General features: G+C 56.8%; 21 protein-coding genes. 18 read left to right on the forward strand and 3 right to left on the reverse strand.

Annotation, left to right across the window (positions count from 1 at the left end; translation table 11 throughout):
• Position 1: 1 nt before the first annotated feature.
• A complete protein-coding gene (locus ACHZBS_RS03195) occupies positions 2-1,063 on the reverse strand; it encodes a ketoacyl-ACP synthase III (protein ID WP_319405088.1) in 1,062 nt (353 codons plus the stop codon).
• A gap of 374 nt (positions 1,064-1,437) precedes the next feature.
• Here ACHZBS_RS03195 and ACHZBS_RS03200 point away from each other — a divergent pair, with 374 nt between their 5' ends.
• From ACHZBS_RS03200 to ACHZBS_RS03275, 16 genes are all read left to right on the forward strand, one after another.
• On the forward strand, positions 1,438-2,931 hold the full coding sequence (locus ACHZBS_RS03200; RefSeq protein WP_319405089.1) for a succinate CoA transferase: 1,494 nt from the start codon (positions 1,438-1,440) through the stop codon (positions 2,929-2,931).
• Between the two features lie 137 nt (positions 2,932-3,068).
• A complete protein-coding gene (locus tag ACHZBS_RS03205; protein ID WP_319405090.1) occupies positions 3,069-4,340 on the forward strand; it encodes a hypothetical protein in 1,272 nt (423 codons plus the stop codon).
• Between the two features lie 20 nt (positions 4,341-4,360).
• Complete coding sequence (locus ACHZBS_RS03210) at positions 4,361-5,521, forward strand: carboxylate--amine ligase (protein ID WP_319405091.1); 1,161 nt, start codon at positions 4,361-4,363, stop codon at positions 5,519-5,521.
• Positions 5,522-5,529: 8 nt separating this feature from the next.
• Positions 5,530-6,279, forward strand: a complete 750-nt coding sequence (locus ACHZBS_RS03215; protein WP_319405092.1) for an alpha/beta hydrolase-fold protein — start codon at positions 5,530-5,532, stop codon at positions 6,277-6,279.
• 118 nt (positions 6,280-6,397) lie between these two features.
• Positions 6,398-7,252 (forward strand): hypothetical protein, encoded by an 855-nt coding sequence (locus ACHZBS_RS03220; RefSeq protein WP_319405093.1) that lies wholly within the window; start codon positions 6,398-6,400, stop codon positions 7,250-7,252.
• 145 nt (positions 7,253-7,397) lie between these two features.
• The gene (locus ACHZBS_RS03225) at positions 7,398-7,874 is read left to right on the forward strand and encodes an Lrp/AsnC family transcriptional regulator (protein ID WP_319405094.1); all 477 of its coding nucleotides are present in this window, start codon (positions 7,398-7,400) and stop codon (positions 7,872-7,874) included.
• Positions 7,875-7,992: 118 nt separating this feature from the next.
• Positions 7,993-9,165, forward strand: a complete 1,173-nt coding sequence (locus ACHZBS_RS03230; protein ID WP_319405095.1) for a saccharopine dehydrogenase C-terminal domain-containing protein — start codon at positions 7,993-7,995, stop codon at positions 9,163-9,165.
• A gap of 62 nt (positions 9,166-9,227) precedes the next feature.
• Positions 9,228-10,022, forward strand: a complete 795-nt coding sequence (locus tag ACHZBS_RS03235; protein ID WP_319405096.1) for an ABC transporter substrate-binding protein — start codon at positions 9,228-9,230, stop codon at positions 10,020-10,022.
• A gap of 95 nt (positions 10,023-10,117) precedes the next feature.
• Entirely contained in the window at positions 10,118-10,786 is a 669-nt protein-coding gene (locus ACHZBS_RS03240) for an amino acid ABC transporter permease (protein WP_319405097.1), read from the forward strand.
• A 2-nt stretch (positions 10,787-10,788) separates the two neighbouring features.
• Entirely contained in the window at positions 10,789-11,457 is a 669-nt protein-coding gene (locus tag ACHZBS_RS03245; RefSeq protein WP_319405098.1) for an amino acid ABC transporter permease, read from the forward strand.
• Positions 11,458-11,491: 34 nt separating this feature from the next.
• Positions 11,492-12,220, forward strand: coding sequence for an amino acid ABC transporter ATP-binding protein (locus tag ACHZBS_RS03250; RefSeq protein ID WP_319405099.1), 729 nt, complete (start codon positions 11,492-11,494; stop codon positions 12,218-12,220).
• A gap of 194 nt (positions 12,221-12,414) precedes the next feature.
• Complete coding sequence (locus tag ACHZBS_RS03255; protein WP_319405100.1) at positions 12,415-13,212, forward strand: ABC transporter substrate-binding protein; 798 nt, start codon at positions 12,415-12,417, stop codon at positions 13,210-13,212.
• A gap of 123 nt (positions 13,213-13,335) precedes the next feature.
• Entirely contained in the window at positions 13,336-13,989 is a 654-nt protein-coding gene (locus tag ACHZBS_RS03260) for an amino acid ABC transporter permease (protein ID WP_319405101.1), read from the forward strand.
• 12 nt (positions 13,990-14,001) lie between these two features.
• Positions 14,002-14,811, forward strand: a complete 810-nt coding sequence (locus tag ACHZBS_RS03265; protein ID WP_319405102.1) for an amino acid ABC transporter ATP-binding protein — start codon at positions 14,002-14,004, stop codon at positions 14,809-14,811.
• Positions 14,812-14,837: 26 nt separating this feature from the next.
• Positions 14,838-15,521 carry an amino acid ABC transporter permease gene (locus tag ACHZBS_RS03270; RefSeq protein ID WP_319405103.1) on the forward strand — a complete coding sequence of 228 codons (684 nt, stop codon included), beginning with the start codon at positions 14,838-14,840 and terminating at the stop codon, positions 15,519-15,521.
• Between the two features lie 90 nt (positions 15,522-15,611).
• A complete protein-coding gene (locus tag ACHZBS_RS03275; protein ID WP_319405104.1) occupies positions 15,612-17,015 on the forward strand; it encodes an FAD-linked oxidase C-terminal domain-containing protein in 1,404 nt (467 codons plus the stop codon).
• A 52-nt stretch (positions 17,016-17,067) separates the two neighbouring features.
• Here ACHZBS_RS03275 and ACHZBS_RS03280 read toward each other — a convergent pair whose 3' ends face one another.
• Positions 17,068-19,515: a glycosyltransferase gene (locus ACHZBS_RS03280; RefSeq protein WP_319405105.1), complete on the reverse strand. Its 2,448-nt coding sequence runs from the start codon at positions 19,513-19,515 to the stop codon at positions 17,068-17,070.
• 117 nt (positions 19,516-19,632) lie between these two features.
• Positions 19,633-20,988, reverse strand: coding sequence for a radical SAM protein (locus tag ACHZBS_RS03285; protein ID WP_319405106.1), 1,356 nt, complete (start codon positions 20,986-20,988; stop codon positions 19,633-19,635).
• A gap of 409 nt (positions 20,989-21,397) precedes the next feature.
• Between ACHZBS_RS03285 and ACHZBS_RS03290 the strand changes: the two genes are divergently transcribed.
• Together ACHZBS_RS03290 and ACHZBS_RS03295 are read left to right on the forward strand one after the other, a co-directional pair.
• Complete coding sequence (locus tag ACHZBS_RS03290) at positions 21,398-23,833, forward strand: hypothetical protein (protein ID WP_319405107.1); 2,436 nt, start codon at positions 21,398-21,400, stop codon at positions 23,831-23,833.
• Entirely contained in the window at positions 23,830-24,855 is a 1,026-nt protein-coding gene (locus tag ACHZBS_RS03295) for a phosphatidylserine decarboxylase (protein ID WP_319405108.1), read from the forward strand. The genes ACHZBS_RS03290 and ACHZBS_RS03295 overlap by 4 nt, the downstream gene beginning before the upstream one ends.
• The last annotated feature ends 24 nt before the right edge of the window (positions 24,856-24,879 follow it).

Below are 24,879 nucleotides of genomic sequence, written 5' to 3' on the forward strand. Positions count from 1 at the left end.
ATCACGGCATGCGGTAAACCATGGCGTTGATGTTCATGCCCGCACCCACGGAAGCGAATACGGCCACATCCCCTGACGCCAGTCGATGGCCCTCCAGCTTTTTTCTCAGGAGCAGATCCAGCAGGGTGGGAATGGTGGCCACGGAGCTGTTGCCGGCCCAATCGATGATCATGGGCATGACCCCTTCGGGGATTGTTTCAACGCCACATAGCTGAAAAAGCCGCGTCAGGATGGCGTTGTCCATTTTGGCGTTGGCCTGGTGCATGAGGATCTTCTTGACATCCCCAAGCATCAGCCCGGCTTTGTCCAGGGCTTGCTTTACCATCGGGGGTACTGTTTTCAGGGCATATTTGTATATGTCATGGCCATCCATCTTGATATACAGATCGTTGCCCGATCGCTCCGGGTGGTACGATTTCCCCAGCCGCAGCATCCAGGCTTTGTCAAGCGTGTCCGTTCGCGTGATGTGGGAAAGGATGCCCCCTGTTTCGTCCGACGCTTCCAGAACGGCAGCTCCCGCACCATCGGCAAAAATCATACAGTCGACGTCGTGAGGATCCGATACCCGTGAGAGGATTTCGGCACCGACCACCAGCGCCCGTTTGGCATCTCCCGAGCGGATGTAGTAGTCGGCCATGATCATGCCCTGGAGCCAGCCCGGACAGCCGAAGGGGATGTCGTAGGCCACCGTATAAGGGTTTTCGATCCTCAGCCGGTGTTTGACCCTCGAGGCAATGGTGGGCACCATGTCCGTGCGTTGGTTGCCGGTCCGGACATCCCCGAAATTCTGAGCCACGATAATGTAATCCAGACTCTCCCTGTCGATGCCTTCCAGCGCCTGAACGGCCGCCTCGTAGGCAACGTCCGTGGTAATCAGTTCGCTGCGGACATGGCGCCGCTCTCTGATGCCGGTGATATTGTATAGCTTTTCGATGATCTCCGGATTGGGCTTTTCCAGCCGCACGCCGTCGGGGCTATAGAATTCATGGCTCAAAAAATGGGTATTGGGTATCACCTCTGATGGAATGCAGCTTCCGGTGGATATGATTATCGAATTGGGCATTTCCCCCTCTTTGTATGCAATTAAAAAAAAGTAGTATAAAACAAGATGCTCCGATGTACAAGGCAGCGTGCCTTGCCCATGGGAATATTTTGGTAGACACCTGCTCCGAAGAGACATCGACCAGCAGCACACCGTATCGGTGCGCCCTTCTGACGAGTGCGTTCTCCACTTCTTCCAGCGGGGTGGGTTGAGCGAACAACCATTGGCAATCTTCCCTGCGGCCGACCTGAGTGCTGCGGCAATGGGCTTCAATGGACGAACGAAACTCGGGTAACAAAGCTGGACGCCGGATTCACTTGAGTTTTGCCGATGGCAGGATTATAAATTTCATTTTTGGCCAATCATCCTGTACATTAAAACAAGAAGAAGGAACCATGATCAAAGAACGCATCCGATATCAACCCCTGCTGGACAAAATCACCAGCGCCGATGAGGCCTGCCGATGCATCCAGGACGGCACCAACCTGTTTATTTCCGGTTTCACCGCCGGATATCCCAAGCTCATCCCCCAGGCCCTGGTCAGGCGGGCCGAGGCCGGGGAGCGGTTCAAGATCAACCTGTTTGCCGGCGCCTCCACCAGTGAACTGGTGGACGGACTGCTGGCGCGGGCCGATCTGGTGGCATCGCGCCGCCCTTACATGAGCGACCGCTTCATGCGTCAGAAGATCAACAACGAGGAGATCTTCTTCAAGGACGACCACCTCTCCCAACTGTCGGGCCTGGTACGCTCAGGAGCCTGGGGCAATGTGGATGTGGCGGTGGTGGAAGCCCTGTGTATCACTGAAAAAGGCCACCTGATTCCCACCACTTCCGTGGGCAACACCCCCACTTACGTACGAGAGGCGAAAAAAATCATCATCGAAATATCCGCCCACGACGAGGATCTGGAAGGCATCCACGACATCTTCATCCCCGAAGACCCCCCTTATCGCATGCCGATTCCCATATACCGGACCGCCGACCGCATCGGCAAACCCTTCATCGAGATGGACCCCAACCGCGTGGTGGGCATCGTTTTCAGCCAGGAGCAGGATACCTGTCCGGTATTCACCCCCCCCAATACGATCGCCAGGCATATCGCCGCCCAGATTCTCGACTTCACACGGCATGAGATCAAGAAAGGGCGCCAACCGGCCGCCCTTCCCTGGCAGTCCGGAGTGGGGGACGTGGCCAACGCCGTGCTGAGTGGCTTTTTAGAGGACGACTTCTTCCACAATCTGGACATCTACTCAGAGGTACTCCAGGACAGCGTGCTGGACCTAATCGATCTAGGCAAGGCCAGGGCCGCTTCCGGATCGTCGCTGACCCTGTCCGAAAAGGCCCGGACCCGTTTTTACAACGAGATATACCGCTACAAGGAAAAGCTGATCCTTCGGCCGGTGGAGATCTCCAACGCGCCGGAAGTGATACAGCGCCTGGGAGTGATCGCCATCAACACCGCCATCGAAGTGGACATCTACGGGCAGGTCAACTCGACTCACGTGATGGGCTCACAGATGATGAACGGCATCGGCGGCTCCGGCGATTTCATGCGCAACGGGGCCGTCTCTTTCATCGTCACCCCCAGCACGGCCAAGGACGGGAGAATCTCGGCAATCGTTCCCATGGTTTCCCACGTGGACCACAGCGAACACTCGGTGGATGTGGTGGTGACCGAGCACGGGTTGGTCGACACCCGCCCCCTGACTCCGCGGCAGGTGGCCGAACAGATCATTCGAAAATGTGCCCACCCGGATTACCGGGACCTGTTGTGGGACTACTATCAGCGGGCTAAAAATGAAGCCGGAGGCCACGAGCCGCACCTGCTCAATGAGGCGCTGGGTTTCCACCAGCGGTTTATGAAGACTGGAAATATGCGGGTCAAATAGCCCCGTTTCCGAAAAATGCCGGCCGTTTAAGCAGATGTAACCGGCTCACGGTCCACAGAGCAAGCGAGAGGGAAGGGTGCCTCCCATCGGCGATGCCATCTGAAGCATCCGCCCGCGTTTTGCATGGCGGATATCGCTTGCAAACGCCATTTATCATCGCCATAATGTTCATATGCATCATCGACGATGCCCAGGCCCCTGATGGCGGGACAGTGTCCTCTGCCGATGCGAGGCATTTCATGGAATTTCTATATCTTTCCCCCGAATTTCCGCCCAACTTCGCGAATTTTATCTTCCAGTTGGATAAATATGGCGCCAGTGTGTGGGCGATGGGTGAAGCCGATTTCTATGACATGCCCACCCGCCTCAGAAATGTCATTCGATATTATGTTCGCACCGACCTCACTTCCACGAAAGCGGTGGAGAAGGCGCTTGAGGAACTCCTATACGCCAAAGCGGCTATGGGAACGCCAGCTCGGTTCGACGTGGTGGAGTCCCACAACGAGATCTGGCTGGGCCTGGAGGCCCATATCAACCGAATTCTGAACATCCCGGGAATCCGCCCCGAGGATCTGGATCGACTGAAAAAAAAGTCCGCCATGAAGCAGCAGTTCATAGGCTGCGGCCTGACCGTCGCCCGGGGAGAACGCTTAAAAAACCCGGTTCATGGCCTTTTTCTGGCCAAAGAAATCGGTTTTCCCCTGATCCTGAAGCCCGACGAGGGGGTGGGTGCCGGCGGCATCCACAAAGTGACCGATCCGGCGCAGCTTGAAGAATTGCTGCATCGGCTGGACGGGGAGTATTTCATGGAGGCCTTCGTGGATGCCCCCATCGTCAGCTACGACGGGCTGGTGGACCGCGACGGCCGGTTGCTGTTCGAAAACTCCCTGACTTACGGGGACGGCGTGCTGGACTATGTCCACGGTAAAGATACTTTTTTCTATGTGGAGCGTCGCATACCCAAACCGCTGATGGATATCGGCCGGCAGCTGGTCGAGGCATTCGACATTCGCCGGAAATTTTTCCACTTCGAATTCTTTCACATGGGCGATACCTTCATGCCCATCGAAATCAACTGCCGCCCGCCCGGCGGAGCCATCCTTGACATGATGAACTACAGTGTCGATGATGATCTTTATTCCGCCTATGCCCGCATGGTTACCGGCCGGGGGCAGGCATCCGTGGCCTCGGACAAGAAATTTTACTGTGCCTATGTGGGCCGCCGGGATCGGAGCTACATGTTCTCCCACGACCAGCTGCTGAAGCGCCTGGACGATGCATTGGTCGAATTCGGCGAAAACCCGAAAATTTTCCAGGAAGCCATGAGCCGGTATCGCTACATCGTTCGGTCGACGAGCCGGCAGAAGCTGTTGAAGATGGCCGGTGATATTCAGCGGACAAAAGCTTGAAATTAAATTTAGGAATTAGCATGAATATAGTTTATCTATCCCCCCATTTCCCGCACCACTACCATCAATTCTGCAAAAATCTTAAGCAGCTGGGTGCTAACGTGTTGGGCATCGGCGATGCACCCAGCGAGGACCTGGACCCGGTGGTGAAAGACGCCCTCACCGAGTACTACCGGGTGACAGACATGCACGACTACGACCAGCTGGTACGCGCCTGCGGCTACTACACCCATCGCTACGGCAAAATCGACCGCTTCGAATCCCTCAACGAATACTGGCTGGCCACCGAAGCGCGCATCCGCGATGATTTTAACATCACCGGCGTGCGGGGCCGCGACATCGACGTGATCAAGCGCAAATCCCTGATGAAGGGGCGCTTCCAGTCCGCCGGGGTCCCCGTGGCTGCCGGCCGGCTGGTCTCCACCCGGGAAGAGGCCCGCGGGCTGATCAAGATAACCGGATATCCGGTGGTGGCCAAACCCGATACCGGGGTCGGGGCCCTGGACACCTACCGCCTGGACAGCGATGCGGATCTCGATGCATTCTTTTCCTCCAAGCTGGAAATGGACACCATCATGGAGGCCTTCGTTCAAGGCAACATTGTCTCTTTCGACGGTCTGGCTGACGTTAACGGCGATCTGGTGTTCTATACCGGCCACAGCTTCAGCCAGGGCATCATGGAAACGGTGAACCAGGCCCGGCACATCCACTACACCTCCATGCGCAATATCCCCCCGGCGCTGGAAAAGATGGGACGCCAGTGCGTCAAAGCTTTCGACGTAAGGGAACGCTTTTTCCATATCGAATTTTTCGAAACCAAGCCGGGTAAATATGTGGCCCTGGAAGTGAACATGCGCCCCCCGGGGGGATTCACCACGGATATGTTCAACTTTGCCTGCGACATTGACGTTTACCGGCTGTGGGCCCAGGTGATGGTAAATGGCAGCGCAACACTGGACTACCAACGGAAATACCATTGCTGCTACGCCAGCCGGAAAAACCGTTACACCTATTGCAACAGCCATGAGGCGGTGATGGCCCGGTACGGCACATTCATGGTCCAGGCAGAAGTTGTCCCCGGGATTTTCAGCAGTGCTTTGGGGGATTTCGGCTATATCTTCCGATCCCCGGACATGGAACAGATCCAGGAGATCATCCGTTTTATCCACGACACCCGATAAGGAAACCAATGCATATCGAACAACACTCCTGGCACAGCCCCCGCCTCGATCGTGACATGGCCGTGAACGTCTACGGGCACTGGGGGCAGCCGTATATCGTCTTCCCCTGCTCCCGGGGACGCTATTTCGACTACGAAGGCATGGGCATGGTGGCGGCCATCGCCCCGTTCATTGACAGCGGTCGCATCAAGCTGTTCTGCGTGGACAGCATCGACGCGCACTCCTGGTACGATTTCGGGGTGCCGCCGGCCGAACGAAATTCCCGCCACGAGCAATATGACCAATACATCACCGAGGAAGTCGTTCCATTCATTCGCAGCCACTGCAACGACGACCGGATGCGGATAATGACCAACGGATGCAGCATGGGCGCTTATCATGCCGTCAATTTTTTTCTCCGGCATCCGGACCTGTTTGCCGGCACCATCGCCCTGAGCGGCCTGTACCGGCTGGACCGCCAGGAATTCGGTAACAATGCCGATGACCTGGCTGACATCTACTTCAACTCACCGGTAAGCTATCTGCCGGGGCTTTCAGACCCCTGGTACCTGAATCGCTATCGTGAGAGCACGATCATCATCGGCGTCGGTCAGGGCGCCTGGGAAGAGGCGGCCATCGAAGATACCCGTGCCATGGACGCTATCTTCCGGGACAAGGGCATAGGTGCCTGGGTCGACTACTGGGGCACCGATGTCAACCACGACTGGCCATGGTGGTACAAACAGATGAACTATTTCCTGGGGCGGTTGTATGGATAGCGACCCACGAACACGTGTCCGTCTGGAAACGGGGAATTTTGGTCGAATCAAAGCACGCACGACCATCCATGACCTTTCATCACCTCCGACGGGAAAAGCAAAGAAGAAGCGATAAACAATGAACCATCGCCTTGAAATCCGCCGGATCGGGATCCGTTTGACAATTTTTTCTCTGTTTTTCATGCTATCCGCCGTCGCCTATGGTGGACAATTGGCGGTCATCGAACTCAAGCACCGCCAGGCGGATGACCTCATCCCCGCCATATCCCCCTTTCTCGCTCCGGGAGATACCCTCAGCGGTATGGATTATTTTATTTTTTTAAACACCACACCGGAAAATCTCGCTCGGATTCGATCGATCATCGCCCATCTGGATCAGGCCACACCACAACTGGCCATCACGGTGGTCCAGGGCGAAAATGCCATCGACCAATTGAGGTCCGTCGATATTTCCGGAAGCGTGTCCATCGGTGACAACGTAACCGTCGGTGTGGGTGATCACCGGGGAATGCCGGACGATTCCATCAATGTCGATGCCCAAAGCCGCCACAGCACCAATCGCGGCAGCGATATCCAGCGGATTCTCGTTCAAGATGGCGCAACGGCGACCGTTTACATGGGTCTGTCCGTTCCGGTAGCCATGGACAGCCCCACTTTCCAGGGCATGCGCTATCACCAGATCCAGGCGTATCGGGAAATGCTCACCGGTGTCCACGTTACTCCGCGTATTTCAGGGAATCGGGTCACCCTGGAGATTGAGACCCAGCGAGACCAACCGTCAGGAGACAACCCCGGGGTATTCCACACCCAACAGATTCGAACCCAGGTCCAGGGAAGACTGAACGAATGGATCGAAATCGGAAGCCTTCTCGGCGGATCAAACCGGCAAGCCACAGGTCATATAAATAGCAGTTCCCGCCAAAAATTCAGAGGAAACCATGTATTCGTCAAGATTGCGGAGATCCATCCGTAAATTCGCGTTTTCCAGATAGGCCATCAAGAAAATAAATCTGCAAACTTAATACAATTTAAAAAATTTAATTGACATTTTTTTACCATAAAGATTAATTTATGTAATATAATTTTGCCACTCTAACAGTTTGGCCTAAGGAATTCGGGTGCCCAAACTCAATCTGGACAATCTGGATAAAAATCTTATCCGACTGCTCAAACATGACGGTCGGCTAACCACGGCCCATATCGCCGAGAGACTGGAAGTCACCACACCGACCGTTCGATCCCGTATGAAAGCATTGATCGAGGCAGGCATTTTACGAATAGGCGGCCTGGTAAACCTTTCAGCCGTACCGGAACTGACGACAGCCCTGATCGGAATCAACATCGAATCCCGAGGCCAGTTGAGCAACCAGCTCGAGAAACTGACATCTTTGAAACAGGTTCACTGGGCGGTAGTTGTCACCGGCCGCTTCGATGTCATCGCCGAAGTGATTGTCAAAGGCGGGATGGAAGACCTTTATACATTCACCTCCGTAGAACTGCCCACCATCGGAAGGGTAACCCACTGCGAGACATTCGTGGTCATGCGGTCCAGCCGGAAGTGGATGTTCAAGCCCGACGGGCTCGAAGACTGGTAACAGGCACCATCGATCCTCCGCCATCCGCAGTCCTAAGGCAGCGTTGTCCGAGAATCGGGCGGCATCGCGAGGATGAGGGCATTCATCAACTAACGAATAAAACAGGAGTGTACAAACAGTGAGAGTACTGGTATTAGGAGGATGCGGTATCCAAGGGAAAACCGCCGTTTATGATCTGGCCCGAACCACGGCCGTTGGACGCGTGATCTGTGCCGACGTCAACCTTGAGAAAATCAAGGAGATATCGGGTTTCATCGATATGTCGAAGGTCAGCACCGAATCCCTTGACGCCGGCGATTCGGAGAGCCTGGACCGCCTTTTCCGGCAGGCGGATGTGGTAATCGATCTGCTCCCCCGGCAGTTTCTGGAAAGTGTCTGTCAGGCAGCCATCCGCACCGGTGTCAGCGTGGTGAACACCAACTACGCTTATCCCATTGCGCACCTGGATGAAGAGGCCCGATCGGCAGGCGTGGCCATCATGCCCGAATGCGGACTGGACCCGGGAATCGACCTGGTCCTTTATGGCGAAGCCTACCGCCGCTTCGACGAGCTCAATGTGATCAACTCATACTGCGGCGGATTCCCGGAACGGGGCGCCTGCGACAACCCGCTCAACTACAAGGTGTCATGGGTTTTCGAAGGGGTGCTCGCCTCCACCAAAAGAGACAGCCGGGTTGTCCGGGAAGGAGCGGTGATCGACATCCCCGGTGCACGCCAGCACGATCTGGAATACATCCACACCGTAGAGTTTCCGGCTCTTGGCACCCTGGAGGCCATCCCCAACGGCAATGCGGTTTTTTTCACCGATGCCCTGGGGGTAACGGAAACCATCCGTGAAACCGGGCGATACTCTCTGCGCTGGCCCGGTTGGAGCGCCTTCTGGCGCCCGTTGAAGCAATTGGGCTTTTTGAGCGAAGATCCCGTGGCCGGTCTTCCCTGCCCGGTGTCGCCCTACCAGATGATGGATAAACTCCTTGGCCCCCAGCTTCAGTACCAGCGCAGCGAAAAGGATCTGGTGGCCATGCTCAACGTGTTCGAGGGAAAGAAGGGCGGCCGGCGGGTTCGCCTGGCCAGCAGACTGCTCATCGAACGGGATCTGGAGACGGGGCTCATGGCCATGGCCCAGGGGGTCGGCTACCCGGCCAGCATCGCCGCCCAGATGATCGCCAGGGGAGAAATTAAAGGGAAAGGGGTCCTGTCGCCGATGAAGCATATTCCCTATCCTGCCTTCATCGATGCGCTGCGGTCCCACGGGATCATTGTCGAAGAGGAGGAGATCACGTTGCCATAGATGCGGCCTTGTGTTGCTGGGGCAAATCAAATAACAGAGAACATTAAACCAAGGAGGAAGCGATGAAGACACGAATTTTGGTGGTACTGCTGGCATTGATGATGATCACGGCCGGAACCGCAATGGCCAACACCCTCGCGGATATCGTCCAGCGGGGAGAACTGCGCGTGGCCGTTCAGTCCGGCGCGGCCCCTTACGCCTTTGTGGACAAGAATGGCGAACACACCGGCTCCATGGTCGATTTTGCCAAGGACATGGCCGACCGTATGGGCGTCAAGCTCAAGATTCTGGATTTTGACTGGGACGGGTTGATTCCGGCGCTGCTGTCCGGTAAGGCAGATATCCTGGCCGCGGACATGACCCCCACCCTCAAGCGTCACCTTAAGATCACCTTTTGCGACCCGTGGTACTATGTACAGCCCTGCGTGTTCACGACCACCGGCGCCGCCTTCAAGGTCCCGGAGGATGCCAACAAGCCGGACGTGACCGTGGGCGTGCTGCTGGGTTCCACCGGTGAAACCATCGCCAAACAATACCTGCCCAACGCCAAAATCAAGACGTACAAGGGCGGCGGACGCATGATCGTCCAGGCCCTGCTGGCCGGCCACGTGGATGCGGGCGTCAACGACGACCTCGCCGTACTGACCGTGCTGCCGGATTTCCCGCCCAACTCGGTGCGGGTCCTGGATCAACGCCTGGGCCAGGGCAAGGATCCGCTGGCCTTTGCGGTCCGCCACGAGTCGGTAAACCTGTGGCAATGGATCAACCTTTATCTGAAGTTCGCCCACAGCGACGGTTCCTACGACAAAAACATCAAGTACTGGATGGAATCCACGGATTGGAAAAAAGACCACTAATCCGTTCAGATTGCGTCTATAGATCCAATTCCTGAACTCACCATGGGAAGAAGGGATGCCCCTTTTTCCCATGGTAAACCAATGAAGGGTTGCTGATGCTCGAAGGCTTTAATTTCAGAGTCATCTGGGAGTATATGCCGTTTTTCATGGAAGGGCTGCGCAACACCTTCCTGATATCCATCGTCTCGATTTTCCTGGCCCTGATTGCAGGGATCATTGCCTGCGCCTGTCGGCTCTCCCGGTGGCGTCTGGTAAGAGGCCTTTCCATCGCCTACATCGAATCCATCCGCTCCACCCCCCTGCTGGTCCAGATCTACTTTCTCTACTTCGGTCTGCCCACCTTGGGGCTGCGAGTGCCGGAGCTGCAGACGGGCATCATCGCCCTGATGCTCAACAGCGGGGCCTACATCGCCGAGATTGTCAGGGCGGGGATGACATCGGTACCCAACGGCCAGATCGAGGCGGGCATCGCGTCGGGTCTGAATTATTTCCAGCGCATGCGCTTCATCATTCTTCCCCAGGCCCTGGGGGTAACGGTGCCGCCCCTGCTGGGTCAGGCTATCGTCCTGGTAAAGGATTCGGCCCTGCTTTCCCTGATCTCAGTCATGGAGCTTACCCGTGTCGGACAGACGCTCACCTCCGAGCGCTTCATGCCTTCGGAGGCTTTTTTCACCGTGGCCTTTTTCTACCTGTGTATCTACTTCGTGCTGAAATCCCTGGCAGACTGGTCGCAGAAAAAACTCATCTTCAGGGAGGCCTACTGACCATGATGCTATTTTACTTCCATCGGCTGGTCGAGATCTTCCCCTTTTTTCTCAAGGGCCTGTGGATGACGGTGGCCGTATCGGGTATCAGCCTGGTGATGGGAACGGTTTTCGGGCTGCTTCTCGGCATCGCACGCGCCTCGAAAAACAAGTTTTTTGTCACGGTTATCGGTGCCTACGTGGCTGTTATCCGTGGCACTCCCTTCGTCGTGCAGATCTTTATTGTCTTTTTCATCCTGCCGGAATGGGGAATCCAATTGGACGCATTCCCGGCGGCAATCCTATCTCTGACGATCCTGGGTACCGCCTTTATCTGTGAAATCGTGGCCGGCGGGATCAAGGCCGTCCCCAACGGCCAGTGGGAAGCAGCGGCATCCTCTGGCCTGACCGTCTACCAGCAGCTGCGCCACGTGATCCTGCCCCAGAGCCTGCAGACCATCCTGCCGCCCCTGGTCGGCCAGTATGTGCTGCTGATCAAGGACTCCTCGGTGGTGTCGGTCATCGGCGTGGTAGAGTTGACCCGGGTGGGATGGGTGACCGTGGTACGGATTCCGGAAGGGTTGATGGTCTTCTCACTGGTGGGTATCCTCTATTTTTCCATCTCCTATCCGCTGATCCGGCTGTCCAACCGGCTTGAAAAGAAAATGGCCACCCAGCAGGTCATGCTGTAGCAACAGAAATTACGGGAATCGGGGAAAGAAGAAAATGATCAGATTCAAGGGTGTCAACAAGTGGTTCGGCAAACTCCATGTCCTCAGGGATATTGATCTGCATGTCACTCCCGGCGAAGTGGTGGTCGTTTGCGGCCCCAGCGGATCGGGCAAGTCCACCCTCATTCGCTGCATCAACCGCCTGGAGAAGTTCCAGAAAGGGGAGCTTTTCGTAGACGGTACACCGCTTCACGACCATTCCACCAACTTGACCAAACTGAGGGCGGAAATCGGATTCGTCTTCCAGCAGTTTCATCTCTACCCCCACATGACGGCCCTGCAGAATGTCGCCCTGGCACCCATCAATGTGAGGAAGATGAAACGCAGTGATGCGGAAGCACTGGCACATGAAAAACTGGCTCGGGTAGGCTTGGCGGACAAGGCCGATGCGCATCCGACCCAGCTTTCCGGCGGTCAGCAGCAGCGGGTGGCCATTGCCCGCGGGCTGGCCATGTCGCCCAAAATCATGCTCTTCGACGAACCCACCAGCGCCCTGGACCCCGAGATGATCGGCGAAGTGCTGGACGTGATGGTCAAACTGGCCAGTGAAGGCATGACCATGTGCGTCGTCACCCATGAAATGGGTTTTGCCCGGCAGGTCGCCCACCGGGTCATCTTCATGGACGAGGGCAGCCTGGTGGAAACCGGAAAGCCCCACGACTTTTTCGCCAATCCCCAGACGGACCGTGCCGCCCAGTTTATCAGCAAGATTCTGACCCACTAGGACCCGAACGCACGGGCTATGAACCCATAGCCGATTTTCCCCCACCGGATCCACTCAAACCGATTATTGAGACGGACGATAGCATGTGATATCATCCCCGCCTGAAGTCTGCAGAAAATACGGAGACCTATCGATGGATGAGACTCCCCTCGTCCGGCACAACACATCCAATCAATTGAGAAAGGAAGATGCATATGAAGCGGTTAAACATGATTTGGACGGCAACGGCAATTTTCGTTTTTGTACTGACCGGCTGGAGTTTGGGATTTGCGGCCGATCATTTGAGCGTAATCAAGGAACGGGGCAAACTGATTGTCGGCACCTCGGCTGACTACCCGCCATATGAGTCGGTGGACCCTTCGGGTAAATTCGTCGGGTTCGATATGGACCTGGTTCGCGAAGTCGGCAAACGTATGGGAGTGGATGTCGAGATCAAGGACATGGGCTTTGACACCCTCATCGCCGCCGTGCAGAACAAAAAAATCGATCTGGTCGCCGCGGCCATGCAGGGCACCGCAGAACGGGACAAGACCGTCGATTTTTCCATTCCTTATAATTTTGTACAGGATGCCTTTGTCACATCCACCAAGGCCGATATAAAAATGAGTTCTCCAAAAGATGCCGCCGGCAAGAAGATCGGCACCCAGACGGGCACCATCCAGGAAAGCTGGATCAGGAAGAACCTGATCGAAACCGGATTGACCCCCGAAGACCACCTGTTTCAGTATGAGCGGGTGGACAATGCCGGCCTTGATCTGGCCGCCGGACGCATCGATCTGCTGCTCATCCAAGCCAAGCCGGCCAAGGACCTGGTCGGAAAAATGAAAAACCTGAAAATTGCCCTGGTGACCACGGATACCGTCCTGGCCGGCCAGTGCCTCGCATTGCCCGAGGGGGAAACCCAGCTCAAAGCCGAGATCGACCGGGTGATCGAAGAATTGAAGAAAGAGGGATGGATCGAGAAAACGAAGAAAGCGCACGGTATCGATTAATTAGGTTTCCGCGACCCTTAAAACGGTATAGCGCCATAGGAGAAGAGCGGACGACTCAGACATTATGAAGTCTCATTTGTCGGGGCGTCCGCCATAACCCTTCATATCACGCACCTGGAAGCCATGAGCGTATTGCCCCAGAGCCTGTTGACGGTTCTTCAATATCTGATCCCCGGGCTCGGTATAACGGTGTCCGTCACCCTGATCGCCCTGACCATCGGTCTGGTGATCGGCACGGTGATGGCCGTGCTCCGGATTTACGGGGGGCGTTTTCTCTCGCCCGTTGCGGCGGTCTATAGTATTGTCGTACGGGCTGTTCCGGTCGTTGTCATTATTTTCATCCTGTTTTTCGTCATCTCCGAACTGGTCGATCTGTCCCCTTTTCTGTCGGGTGCCATCGCGCTGGGATTTGCCAGCGGCGCCTACCAGTCGGAAATTTTCCGCGGGGCGATCCTGTCCGTTCCCCCAGGCCAGATGATCGCCGCCCGCGCCATCGGCATGAGCCGGTTCACCGCCATCCGCAGCATCATCCTGCCTCAGGCCGTTCGGCTGGCGATTCCGGCATGGTCCAACGAATTTACCCTGGTGTTGAAAGATTCAACCCTGGTCTATGTCATCGGCGTACCGGAACTGCTGCGAAGAGCCCAATGGGTCAGCGCCCGTACCCTGGAACCGTTCCTGGCTTTCGGCACGGCAGCTGCGTTTTACATCGTATTCACCCTGCTGGCCAGCCGCCTGCTGGGCACTCTGGAACGCCGATACAAAATCTTCATGTAGAAAAGAAGGATCATGCCTGAAAAGCCCATACTCAGAATAGAGAACCTTCGAAAATCCTTCGGCGGGACGGAGATCATCAAGGGCATCTCGCTTGAGGTCCTGCCCAAGGAGGTCGTGGTCATCGTCGGCCCCAGTGGTACGGGAAAAAGTACCCTGCTGCAGTGCATCAACCTGCTCACCCGGCCCACCGGCGGGCGGATCTGGCTGGCAGACCGGGAAATCACCGCACCGGGCATAAATGTGAACCGGATTCGCCAGCGGATCGGCATGGTTTTTCAGGAATTCAATCTTTTCAATCACTTGACGACCCTGGACAATGTCACCATCGGCCTGACCCGGGTCCTGGGGATGAAAGCGGACGAGGCCCGTCGCAAAGCCCGCTTTGAATTGGACCGGGTGGGGTTGGCCGACCATGCGGAAAAGTATCCCGCTCAGCTTTCCGGCGGCCAGAAACAACGGGTCGGCATCGCGCGTGCCCTGGGCATGGATCCCGCCATCATGCTTTTTGATGAGCCGACGTCGGCACTCGATCCCGAATTGACCGGCGAGGTGTTGAACGTCATGCAGAAACTGGCGCGGGAAGGCATGACTATGCTGGTGGTTTCCCACGAGATGGGGTTTGCCCGCGAAGTGGCCCACCGCATTGTTTTCATGGAAGCCGGCTTTATTGTCGAAACGGGGCCGCCGCAGCAATTGTTCGAAGCGCCCAGATCCGAACGTGCCAGACAATTCCTGTCCATGATCGCCCGGTCGCATAACGGTGCGGATCCTTCCGGCGACCAGCGCGGCACGGTCGAAGACGACGCGACCCGGGAACCGTAAGCGCCCATGCGGCCGATGAGACCCCCATGAACGAGTTCTTCATTTTCTTCCAGACCATTATTCCAGAATTGCTCCAGGGCACGCGGGTCACCCTCAAGATCGCCGGCGGAGCACTGTTCATCGGCTTTGCCGTCGGGCTTCCGGCCGCACTGATCCGCGTCTATGGAAGTCGCTGGCTTCAGTTTATCGTCACCGGATTCATCAATATCTTCCGCGGCACCCCGCTGCTGGTCCAGCTTTTTGTCGTCTACTACGGTCTTCCCGATTTCGGATTGACCTTTTCGCGGTTAACCGCCGCTTATCTGACCCTCGGCCTGAACAGCAGCGCGTATCAGGCGGAATATTTCCGGGGCGCGATTCAATCGGTGGGTGAGAAGCAAATGGTGGCCGCCCGCGCCATCGGCATGAGCCGGTTCAAGGCCATCCGGTACATCATTTTGCCCCAGGCCTTCCGACTGGTCATGCCGTCATGGTCCAATGAAATGATCTCCATCATCAAATACACCGCGGTGGTCTTTCTGATCGCCGTGCCGGACTTGATGGGCAAAGCCAAAATGGTTTCCAGCCGATACTTTGCGCCTATTTCAACCTACATCATTGTCGCCCTGATCTATCTGGTCATCGTCGGGCTGGCGACGTTGATATTGCGGTATGTCGGCAAGCGATTCGAAACCCCGGGACTGGAAAGCATGGAAACGGCCACCCGGTGAAAGCGAAGATAATCCTTGACAGCCGAGGCAACCTCTACCGCTGCGTGGCCGGGGATGCCATCCGGGCCCACCGGGCCGGCATACGATAGCATGAATAGACACGCAAGAAGGCAATATATCGAACTGCTGGGCCGGGGCCACTATCTCGAATCGATGGAGGACCGGCTCACCTATGCCTACGATGCCAGCGGCGGGCAATGTCTTCCGGAAGCGGTGGCCTTTCCGGAAAATGTCGCCCAGGTTTCTGAACTGCTCTCGATTTCCAACACCTATAGGGTTCCGGTGGTTCCCCGGGGAGCCGGCAGCGGGTTGACCGGCGGGAGCGTTCCCCTGTCGGGCGGCATCGTCATGGCCATGGATCGTTTTAACCGCATCCTCGCCGTCGATACGGCCAACCTCCAGGCCATTGTGGAACCGGGGGTGGTTACCTCCAGACTGCATGCCGCCGTCGAAGCCCGGGGCCTGTTTTATCCGCCGGATCCGGCCAGCATGGACTTTTGCTCCATCGGAGGCAATATCGCCGAGAACGCCGGCGGCATGCGTGCCGTCAAATACGGCGTCACCAAGGATTTCGTGATGGGCCTGGAGGTGGTCCTGGCCGATGGGGAGGTCATCCATACCGGCTCCCGATGCGTCAAAGATGTGGTGGGCTACGATCTGACCCGTCTGTTCGTCGGGTCCGAAGGAACCCTGGGCGTCATCACCCAGGCCATTCTCAAACTGCTGCCCCTTCCCGAGGGCAAACAGACCCTGATGGCCACTTTCGATACCATCGGCCGGGCTGCAGGGACCGTAGCGGACATCATCAAAAAAGGCATCATTCCGACGACCCTTGAATTCATGGACAGACACTGCATCCGCGCCGTTGCCCAATACCGGAACCCCGGACTGCCCATCGGCGCCGGGGCTCTTTTACTCATCGAGGTCGACGGCAAGCGCCGGGAAATTGAAACGGATCTGGACCGGGTCAGAAAGGTGTGCGAAGCCAACGGGGCAATGGCCATTCAGATCGCAAATGAGAAAGCGGGTCAGGAGGAACTGTGGCGATCGAGGCGGTCGGTCCATGCCGCGCTGACCCAACTGCGCCCGAAATGGGAGGAAGAAGACATCGCGGTGCCCATCGCGCGCATCCCGGAGATGGTGCATATGCTGGAGGAAATCGGCAGACGGCTGAACGTGCTGGTGGTCAGTTTCGGCCACGCCGGAGACGGCAACATTCACGTCAGCATCGCCGCCCGGGACAAAAACACGCCTCCGGAAAACATGCGCCAGGCCAGGGAAGCCATCCTGAAGGCAACGGTGGCACTGGAAGGCCGTATCGCGGCGGAACACGGTATCGGGTTCGTCAAATGCAACCAGATCGGCTGGAACCTCGACGAAAACACCCTTGCGCTGATGCAGCGCTTAAAACGTTTCCTCGACCCCAACGGCATCCTCAACCCCGGAAAAATGTTTCCATCGACCATCACCTGTGGCAATCAAATTCAGCCGTAAGTGTATGCCGGTTCAGCCCTGGACAGAAAATCGGGACGATCCTTCGCCCAATCTACCCGGACATGGCCTGTCTTCCCGCATTGATAGTGCCGAACATTTTCCAGGTTTCATTGAAAGCGGCCTCGAAGGAGCGATCTTCCATATAACGCCGGGCGGCCTGTCCCATCTTCACCCGTCTGCGGGGATCGGCCACCAGGGACGTTATGGCGTCGAAGATCGATTGGGAACAATTCGCCTTTACCACCAGTCCGGTCTTTTCCGGGAGGACGTTCTCGGCGGGCCCGCCCTGATCGGTGACGATGACCGGAAGACCCGATGCCTGGGCTTCCAGCACCACGTTGCCAAAGGTATCGGTAGTGCTGGGAAAAACGAAAATTTCGCTGGAAGCATAGGCGGCATCCAGGTCACCACCTTCCAGGCGTCCCGTGAAAATGCAAGGCAGGTCGGCTGTCTCCTTCCTCATTTCATCCAAATACGGGCCGTCTCCGACAACGGCGAGCATGACCGCAGGAGTGGATTGTACCAGCCGGCGATAGGCTTCGGAGAGCAGGTGGAGGTTCTTTTCCCTGGATACCCGGCCGACATAAATCAGTGTGATGCTTTTCCCGCCACCGTTCCACTTTTTGTAAAATCCGTTGCGTTTGGCCGGATTGAAACGGTTGATATCGATGCCGCGGGGATACACCCGGATTTTGTCTCCGCTGATCCCCTTGGCCACCAGTTCATCCCGGGTGCTCCGGGAAGGGGCGTAGATCAGATCCATCTGATCGTAGTACCAGAGGACGAATTTCCAGGCCAGCTCTTCCATGAAGCCGCTCCCCGTAAGAATCTGCACATACTGGGGGATGGCTGTATGATAGGTGCCGGAAATAGGCAGCCGCAGGAATCGGGCGATGGCCAGGGCGGCCAGGCCGATGGGCCCCGGGGTGGCCGTATGAATGTGGTTAAACCCATGCTTGTGGCAGTAATCCAGCATTTCCAGCAGCGGCGGATAGAAAATCTTCTGCTGCTCATATTCTGGAAGGTCGTAGGTGCCGATGGGTGCGAAATGGACAACCCCTTTTTCCGGCGGCCGGTTCCGGTCGTCACAGGTCATCAGCGTGTAGCGATGGTCGGCTTCGGCCGCATACTGGACCTGCTGTTGAAGCGTCAGCGCGACGCCGTTGATTTCATAGAAGGTATCCGTAAAGTGAGCCACATGGATACCCTCTTCAGGAACTGCCAATGGACCGCTTTCGGGCCGCCTGAACCGCCGGACAATCTGTTCCCCCAACTCCCGTCCCATGGTAAACTGGGAAAATGCGACGAAATAGGGAGCCAGCAGGGTATATAATCCGCCGGCGGAGCCGATGGTATGAAAAATGTTGAACACATTTGCGCCCGAAAGATGATCCAACAGATGGTTGCCGAAATGCACCATCACTCGGTTAGAGAGTCTATTGACGAACTCAAACCACTGTTGCTCACGCGCTTCGGCCGATGGGCCGTCACCATTGGGAGTTGCCAACAGATCCGGGCTCTCATCGATGATCTTCTGCGTTTCATGCCGCAGGAGGGCTGCCAGCGAATCCGACAGGGGGTGTTTCACCCGCTTGCGTTTTTGGGCGCTGAAGAAGAAATAGACCCGGGACAGCATACCGGGTTCAGCGGCCGGATCGAGCCCCAGGGAACCATCCAGAAATCCGACCAGCGGGTCTTTTCCCGCATATTGCCCCAAATTGAATTTACGGCGGAAAAACTGCCAGGCGATGCCGTAGAGGTTGTGGGCCATGGTCTGCGGTGACGGAGCTGTCGCATGAACCACCACCCGTCCGGTTTCCATCTCCGAAAGAGAGGTGTCCGCATCCCGGTTGCCGATGAATTCGGTGTAAGTCCGGGCGATGTTCAGGGAACTGTGGTCGTCCGAGCCGCCAAAAAGCCTTTTCTGGTGAGGATTCGGAAATAATGGGGTGATGCCATGCCTGTCGATCAACCGGTCGACATCCTCGGGAGTCAGACCATTCAGGATCGCCTTTAGGGTCTGATTTTCACGGTGGTTGCGGGCGCCGTTCAATTCGAAGTTTCTGAACAGGAGCAACAGACGTTCGAAATGGTCCACGGTCAACCGGTCGTTGACTGCGTACAGGGGGTGGGCGATGATATTGAAAATATTCTCCTGGTGAAAATAGGCCGCCAGGTCAAAAACACTGCTGCGGAGCTTCTGGATCTCTGCATGCTGGGTTTCGGTGATATCCAGGGCCAGCACGTGGAGTTTGCAGCCATCCTCGGGAAAATAACTGGTGACTTCCTCGCTGATGAACGTCCCCGGCAGGTGCGCGATCTCCAGCGCGCCGCCGATACTGTTGTGATCGGTGATGGTCACATGGGTCATGCCCTGCTTTTTGGCAATCTCATAAAGACGGAGCGGTTCGGTAAAGCTTTCCGGGCAGTCGATTTTTTTGAGAATCCACTGGGATGGTCGTTTTGAATGCTTGGAGTGTACGTGCAGATCGATCCGCATCGCGTTTCCTTTCTCTGGTGGTAACGGTCTTCAAAATCCGGCGTCGATTGGGCAACTGCCGGCGGCAGGCCGCTTTCGCATTGGCCGCCTTATGATCATGCGCGTATTAGCCAAGGGTTAAGAAACGGATAGTTTTTCATTAATATGGCTTACCCTGCAAGATGGCAGGGTTGCCCTTCGCGCGCCGGCGGATCGGGATGAAAATCGGTTTAATTTTTTAAATTCAGGCGCCTGACGACCATTGAAAAAACCGCACGCCCGGTAATAGAATAAATCCCCGGTCCATGTGGCCAGTGCCTCCGGTCTACCGGCCATCCGCCGGATCAGACCCAATGGATTTGAAAAAGCCTCAAGCAGAGGGCCGAACAGTTCCGAAGGGTCGCGAAAGCATTCCCAATCACACTGCCGGCAGGCATCCTCCTCGACCGGCAGGATCTGTTCACCAATGTCCACCTCCCATAAACGGCCATAATTCTCATTGCCTCGGTAGCCGCACGGATAGAGCTGACCATCGGCGGCATTTATAAAAAAGAAATCGACACCGCCGCGGCACCCGTAACCGGACGGTGCTGAAAATTCGCTGCCGTATGTGCGCACCAGAGATTCGAGTGAGCAAAGAGGCGAAAAAATCCGGATCCTGGATCGGAACTTTCGAATCGCCACAATCAGCGCCTTGAACAGCATCTGCTTTTCGGAGGGTGTGAAGCGAACGATGTCTGCCACTGTGCTGGCGGCATAAACGGCACTCAGACCCTGCTCGCCTTCCCGAGCATCGATGCTCATGGGATAGCAGGCGTTGGCCATGGTGAACCCCAGATCGATCGCCCGCCGGTAGAACTGTTCAAAGGCTTTTACATATCGGAAGTAAAACGTCTCCAGATAGTCCCTGTCCGAGACGCAAGCCTGCCGGTGCAGCAGGCGGGTAGCATCCCCGCCCACCTTGCGGTTGATGCCCAGGTTGACCGCCGGATAGATGCCGGCCCGGTGAAAGATCGGCAGGGCCCTGGCGATGCCGGCCACCACCCCGGGAAATCCGCGCATCTCTTCGTGGACACGGTCCACGGCGGAATCCAGACTGATCCAGAAATTGCGCAGGGGTGAATCGGCAAGCTGGTCGACCATCCGTGATATGCGGTCTTCGAATCCTTTTTTCTCGGGGTTGGCCAGCATGAACCCGTTGGTTCCGGTACGGATGAATGGGATGCCCGCACCGCCGGCATAGCGGATCAGTTCCACCAGTCGGGGAAGGTCCAGCAACGGCTCGCCGCCGGTAAAGGAGATGGCCTGAAACCCTCGGCGCGCGGCGGCGTCAATGACCTTTTTGATGGTGTCTGTCTTCAGGGTGGATCGTGCAAACGATTCGGTCGCACGCATGCCGCACTGGGGGCAGCGGGCATTGCACCGGTCGGTGATCTGGACGACCACCTGTCCGGGGATGCGATTTTTAAAAATGGATTTAAGCAACACGATCACAAGGGTCTCTTTCTGTTCATGATTGAAGTTAAACTTCTCATTAATACACTGGCCCTTGTTTCCGTGGTGTTAGGCCACGGTTTGTTTTCCGTTACGGCTGGCAAGCAAGCATCCGCCTGCTCGCTCCCCAGCCCCTCGAACCCTTGAATCCTCGAATCCTTCATTTTTAACCAATTCCTAACCGACCGGTAATATACCGCTAATCCTCGTCATTTAATGTCGGCATCGAATACATCCGATTATCGGAGAACGGAAACCGGCTGTGGCCAACCAAGGAGGACAACATGACCGATGACATGATCAGTGGCCTGGTGCTGTTCGCTTCCATTTTGTGTATTATCACCTGCTTCTACTTTACCTTCTCTTGAACGATGCCGAGCCGGGATCGAAGAGACGCATGAAAGGTAATATGATTAAATTAGCCGGACGAACAGGCACTTCCCCTGCGCAAATCCAAGCGCTCCGCCCCGCACCCCCCTCCGAAGCGGCCAATCGGTTCAGGCTGATCCACGTGCTGGGTATCGACACCGCGACCCCGGAGGGGTTGGCCCGCACCCTGCCCTTCACCCCCCCGGACACCACGGCGGGCGCCGAAAATGAATACCAGACGGCGGTGGTGGGCAACCGGCACCAGGTGGATCTGGCCCGCGAAATCGAGGAGTCCGGATTTTTCCGAAATCTGAGAAAGCGGGCCCTGCGGGGCGATACGCCCCGTTCGACAGTCAAGGCGTTGGAAGCGTTTCTGTCGGAAAACGACAGCGGGGTATGGGAAAACAGTTGGGTCAGGCTGCCCATTGAGGCACTCAGCCCGTTTGCCCGCTCCGTATTCAAGGATGATTTGCGTTCCGATAAAAGCTGCGCCGACAGTCCCCAGCGAAGCGATGTCTGCCGGTTTTCCATCACCGACAGCGGTCGGGAATCAATTCGCATTCCCATCAGCTACCTGCTGAAACTGTCCCTGGCCGATGCCGTCGGCGGGCCTTCCGTTCATGCCACCGTCCGTGAAACCGGCCGGTCGGCCATGGACCATTTTCTCTCGGACAACACCTCACCGGAAACCTTCTCCTTCCACCCGGTTGGAATGGACGGGCAATCCGGCAAGGGACAGGGTCTGTCACGTGAGACATCCCTGCGTTTTTTGCTCTCGCAACTGCTGATTCAGTTCGCCAACCAAAAGTTCGGCCTGATCGAGAGCGGTCAGCAGGCGATCCTTTATTTTGCGCCCCATCCGCCGGTGCGCCAGAAGCGGCTCAACAACCTGATCTCGGACAGCTTCTATCGTGCCCTGTTCATGAGCCCCTGCCTGTCCGGCTGGAACGAAGGGGAGGCCAAGCATCGCTACATGCACCTGTGCCACACGGTGCTCTCCCGCAGCCAGCTCAATGCGGTCATCAAGCTTAGGGAGGCCGGTATCATCGCCCACAACCTGGTGGTGCTGCCCAACACCTCCAACATCAGCCTGGCCAACAACGGCACCCATATCAGCATAGGCAGCCGCAAACTCACCCGTCTCATGCAGGACCCAACGTCCGGTTTCGGCCCGCTGGAGGAAAAGCACTACGGGGACCTGGCCATCAAAATCGTGGAGCATTTTCTGCCGATTTTCGTGGGCACCTATTCGGCGGCGCCCTACCGGATCGACTTCATGGATTTTCACCCGGAACGAGTCCTGGGATTTCTGCCCCACGAACTGGATTTCACCCACCTGAGGATGCTCTGGAGAAGATGGAAGAAAAAGGCCCGCCTGAAAATTCTGGGCAGCAGCGTCACGCCGTTCGGCCCGGAATGGCTGGATCGGAACCTCTCCCGGTGCTTCGCGCTCAAAGGGGATTATGTTCCGGACTTCAGGCTGATCGACTATCTGGTGGCGTTGATGGCCACCGACGAAAGCCCCGCCCTGGACGGCTGCCCGGGAAACGATGCGCGGCTGAAAAAGGACTTGGGGGACATGGGGGTCTTCGACCCCTGCATGCCGCTTTACATGCTCTATCGGGCCCGCTGTTTCCAGACCATGGGATTCACCGGATTCGAAGGCCGCCATTACAGTCTTTTTGAAAATCTGGACCGGGATATGGGGCACGCGGCCAACCTTCAGATGCTGATCACCGCGCTGGCCTATAAATATATCTTCACCGGAAGCATCACCCACGCCGACATCCCCGATCATCCGTTCGTCGAGAGCGAGCGCCGCCAGATATTTTTCGGGGCGGCCGCCGGCATTCCGACCTTCTATGTACGCACGGACACACCCAACCGACTGATAGCCCGGATAGTTAAACAAACCCGCAATACCCGATCCAGTCGACGCTACGCCGGATACACACGGGTCCGCACCACGGATTTTCAACGGACACTGGTCAGCCTGCTGAAAACCGATGCTCCGGAATTGATCGAGATGGGCAAACTTGAGGACACGATCCGGGACCTCGAGGATCGCATCGATGAGGACGGTCGCGAGACCGTCGCGGACCGCCTCACCCGCCGCATCTGCAAAGAGGCCGGCGAAACGTCGCCCATGGCGCTGACCAGCGATGAATTCAACGCCGCCGCGGAGACATTTTACCGGAATCGCCTGAAAAAGGAGCAGATGGGGCAGGCTTTGGACCAGTGGTCCGAACAGGTCCGGCAGATCGACGCCATGTCGGCCTGGCGCAGCGGGCATTTCAACCAGGCATTGTTTTCCGTTCTGAAGGGCAGGGATGCGTCCGCTTTCATCTCCACGGTGCGATCCGCGGTCATTGCGGAAGAACTTCCGCTGTCGGCCGTCACGCGGCTGATCCATCTCATGCTGTTGACCTTGAGCCATATGAGGCAGCAGTCGGAAACCGCTCCATCGGAGGCATGACAGATTTGACAACCGATCCCATTCCCCACCAGTATATCGAGAGGGAAACCTCCCGCGTGGCAACGGAACGCCTGATCGCCGATCCGCTCATCAACCGCCTCTATTCGAGCGCCAGGGAAAACACCCCCTTGCTGTTCAAGGCGGCAACATCCCGGCGCATGTCTGCCATCCTCGGTTTTCTCAATTTCGACATGCCTTTCAAAGGAGGTAACCCGGGAAGCACCGATCGGATCAAAGCCATGGGCATCGACCCGGACGAATGCCTTGACAGGCCGGAGCACCTTGATACGGCCCGCAAACTGTTTGAGCGCAAGATCCGATACTGGCAATGCCGCCCCATGCCCCCGGCGACGGACCGGATCGTTTCCCCGGCCGACGCCCGCATGATCGTCGGATCCTTCGATCGCCACGACGCCCTTTTCCTGAAGGAAAAATTCTTCTCGTTTAATGAGTTGCTCGGCGAGGAAAAACGCCAATGGATCAAAGCGTTTGAAGGAGGAGAATTCGCCCTTTTCAGACTCACCCCGGACAAATATCATTACAACCATGTACCGGTGTCCGGACGGGTGAGTGACATCTATACCATCGACGGCCGCTGCCACTCGTGCAACCCGGGCGCCGTGGTATCCATGGTTACGCCGTTTTCAAAAAATCGCCGGGTGGTCACCGTCATCGACACGGACGTTCCCGGCGGTGCAGGAATCGGATTGGTGGCCATGATCGAAATCGTGGCCATGATGATCGGCGACATTGTCCAATGCTACAGCACCCATGGCTACGACGACCCGCTGGACCTTGCTCCCGGCATGTTTGTGGAAAGAGGCTGCCCCAAAAGCCTCTACCGGCCGGGCAGCAGCGTCGATGTGTTAATCTTTCAGAGGCATCGTGTGCGGTTTTCCGCGGACATTCTGGCGAACATGCGGCGAAGGGATGTGAGCAGCCGGTATACCCTGCATTTTCGGTCCCCCCTGGTGGAGACCGATGTCAAGGTCCGCTCGGAAATCGGCCGGAAGGTCGACTAACCAAAGGGTCCAAGGTGTCGAGGG

The organism is uncultured Desulfosarcina sp. (assembly GCF_963664155.2).
In the GTDB taxonomy this organism is placed as follows: domain Bacteria; phylum Desulfobacterota; class Desulfobacteria; order Desulfobacterales; family Desulfosarcinaceae; genus Desulfosarcina.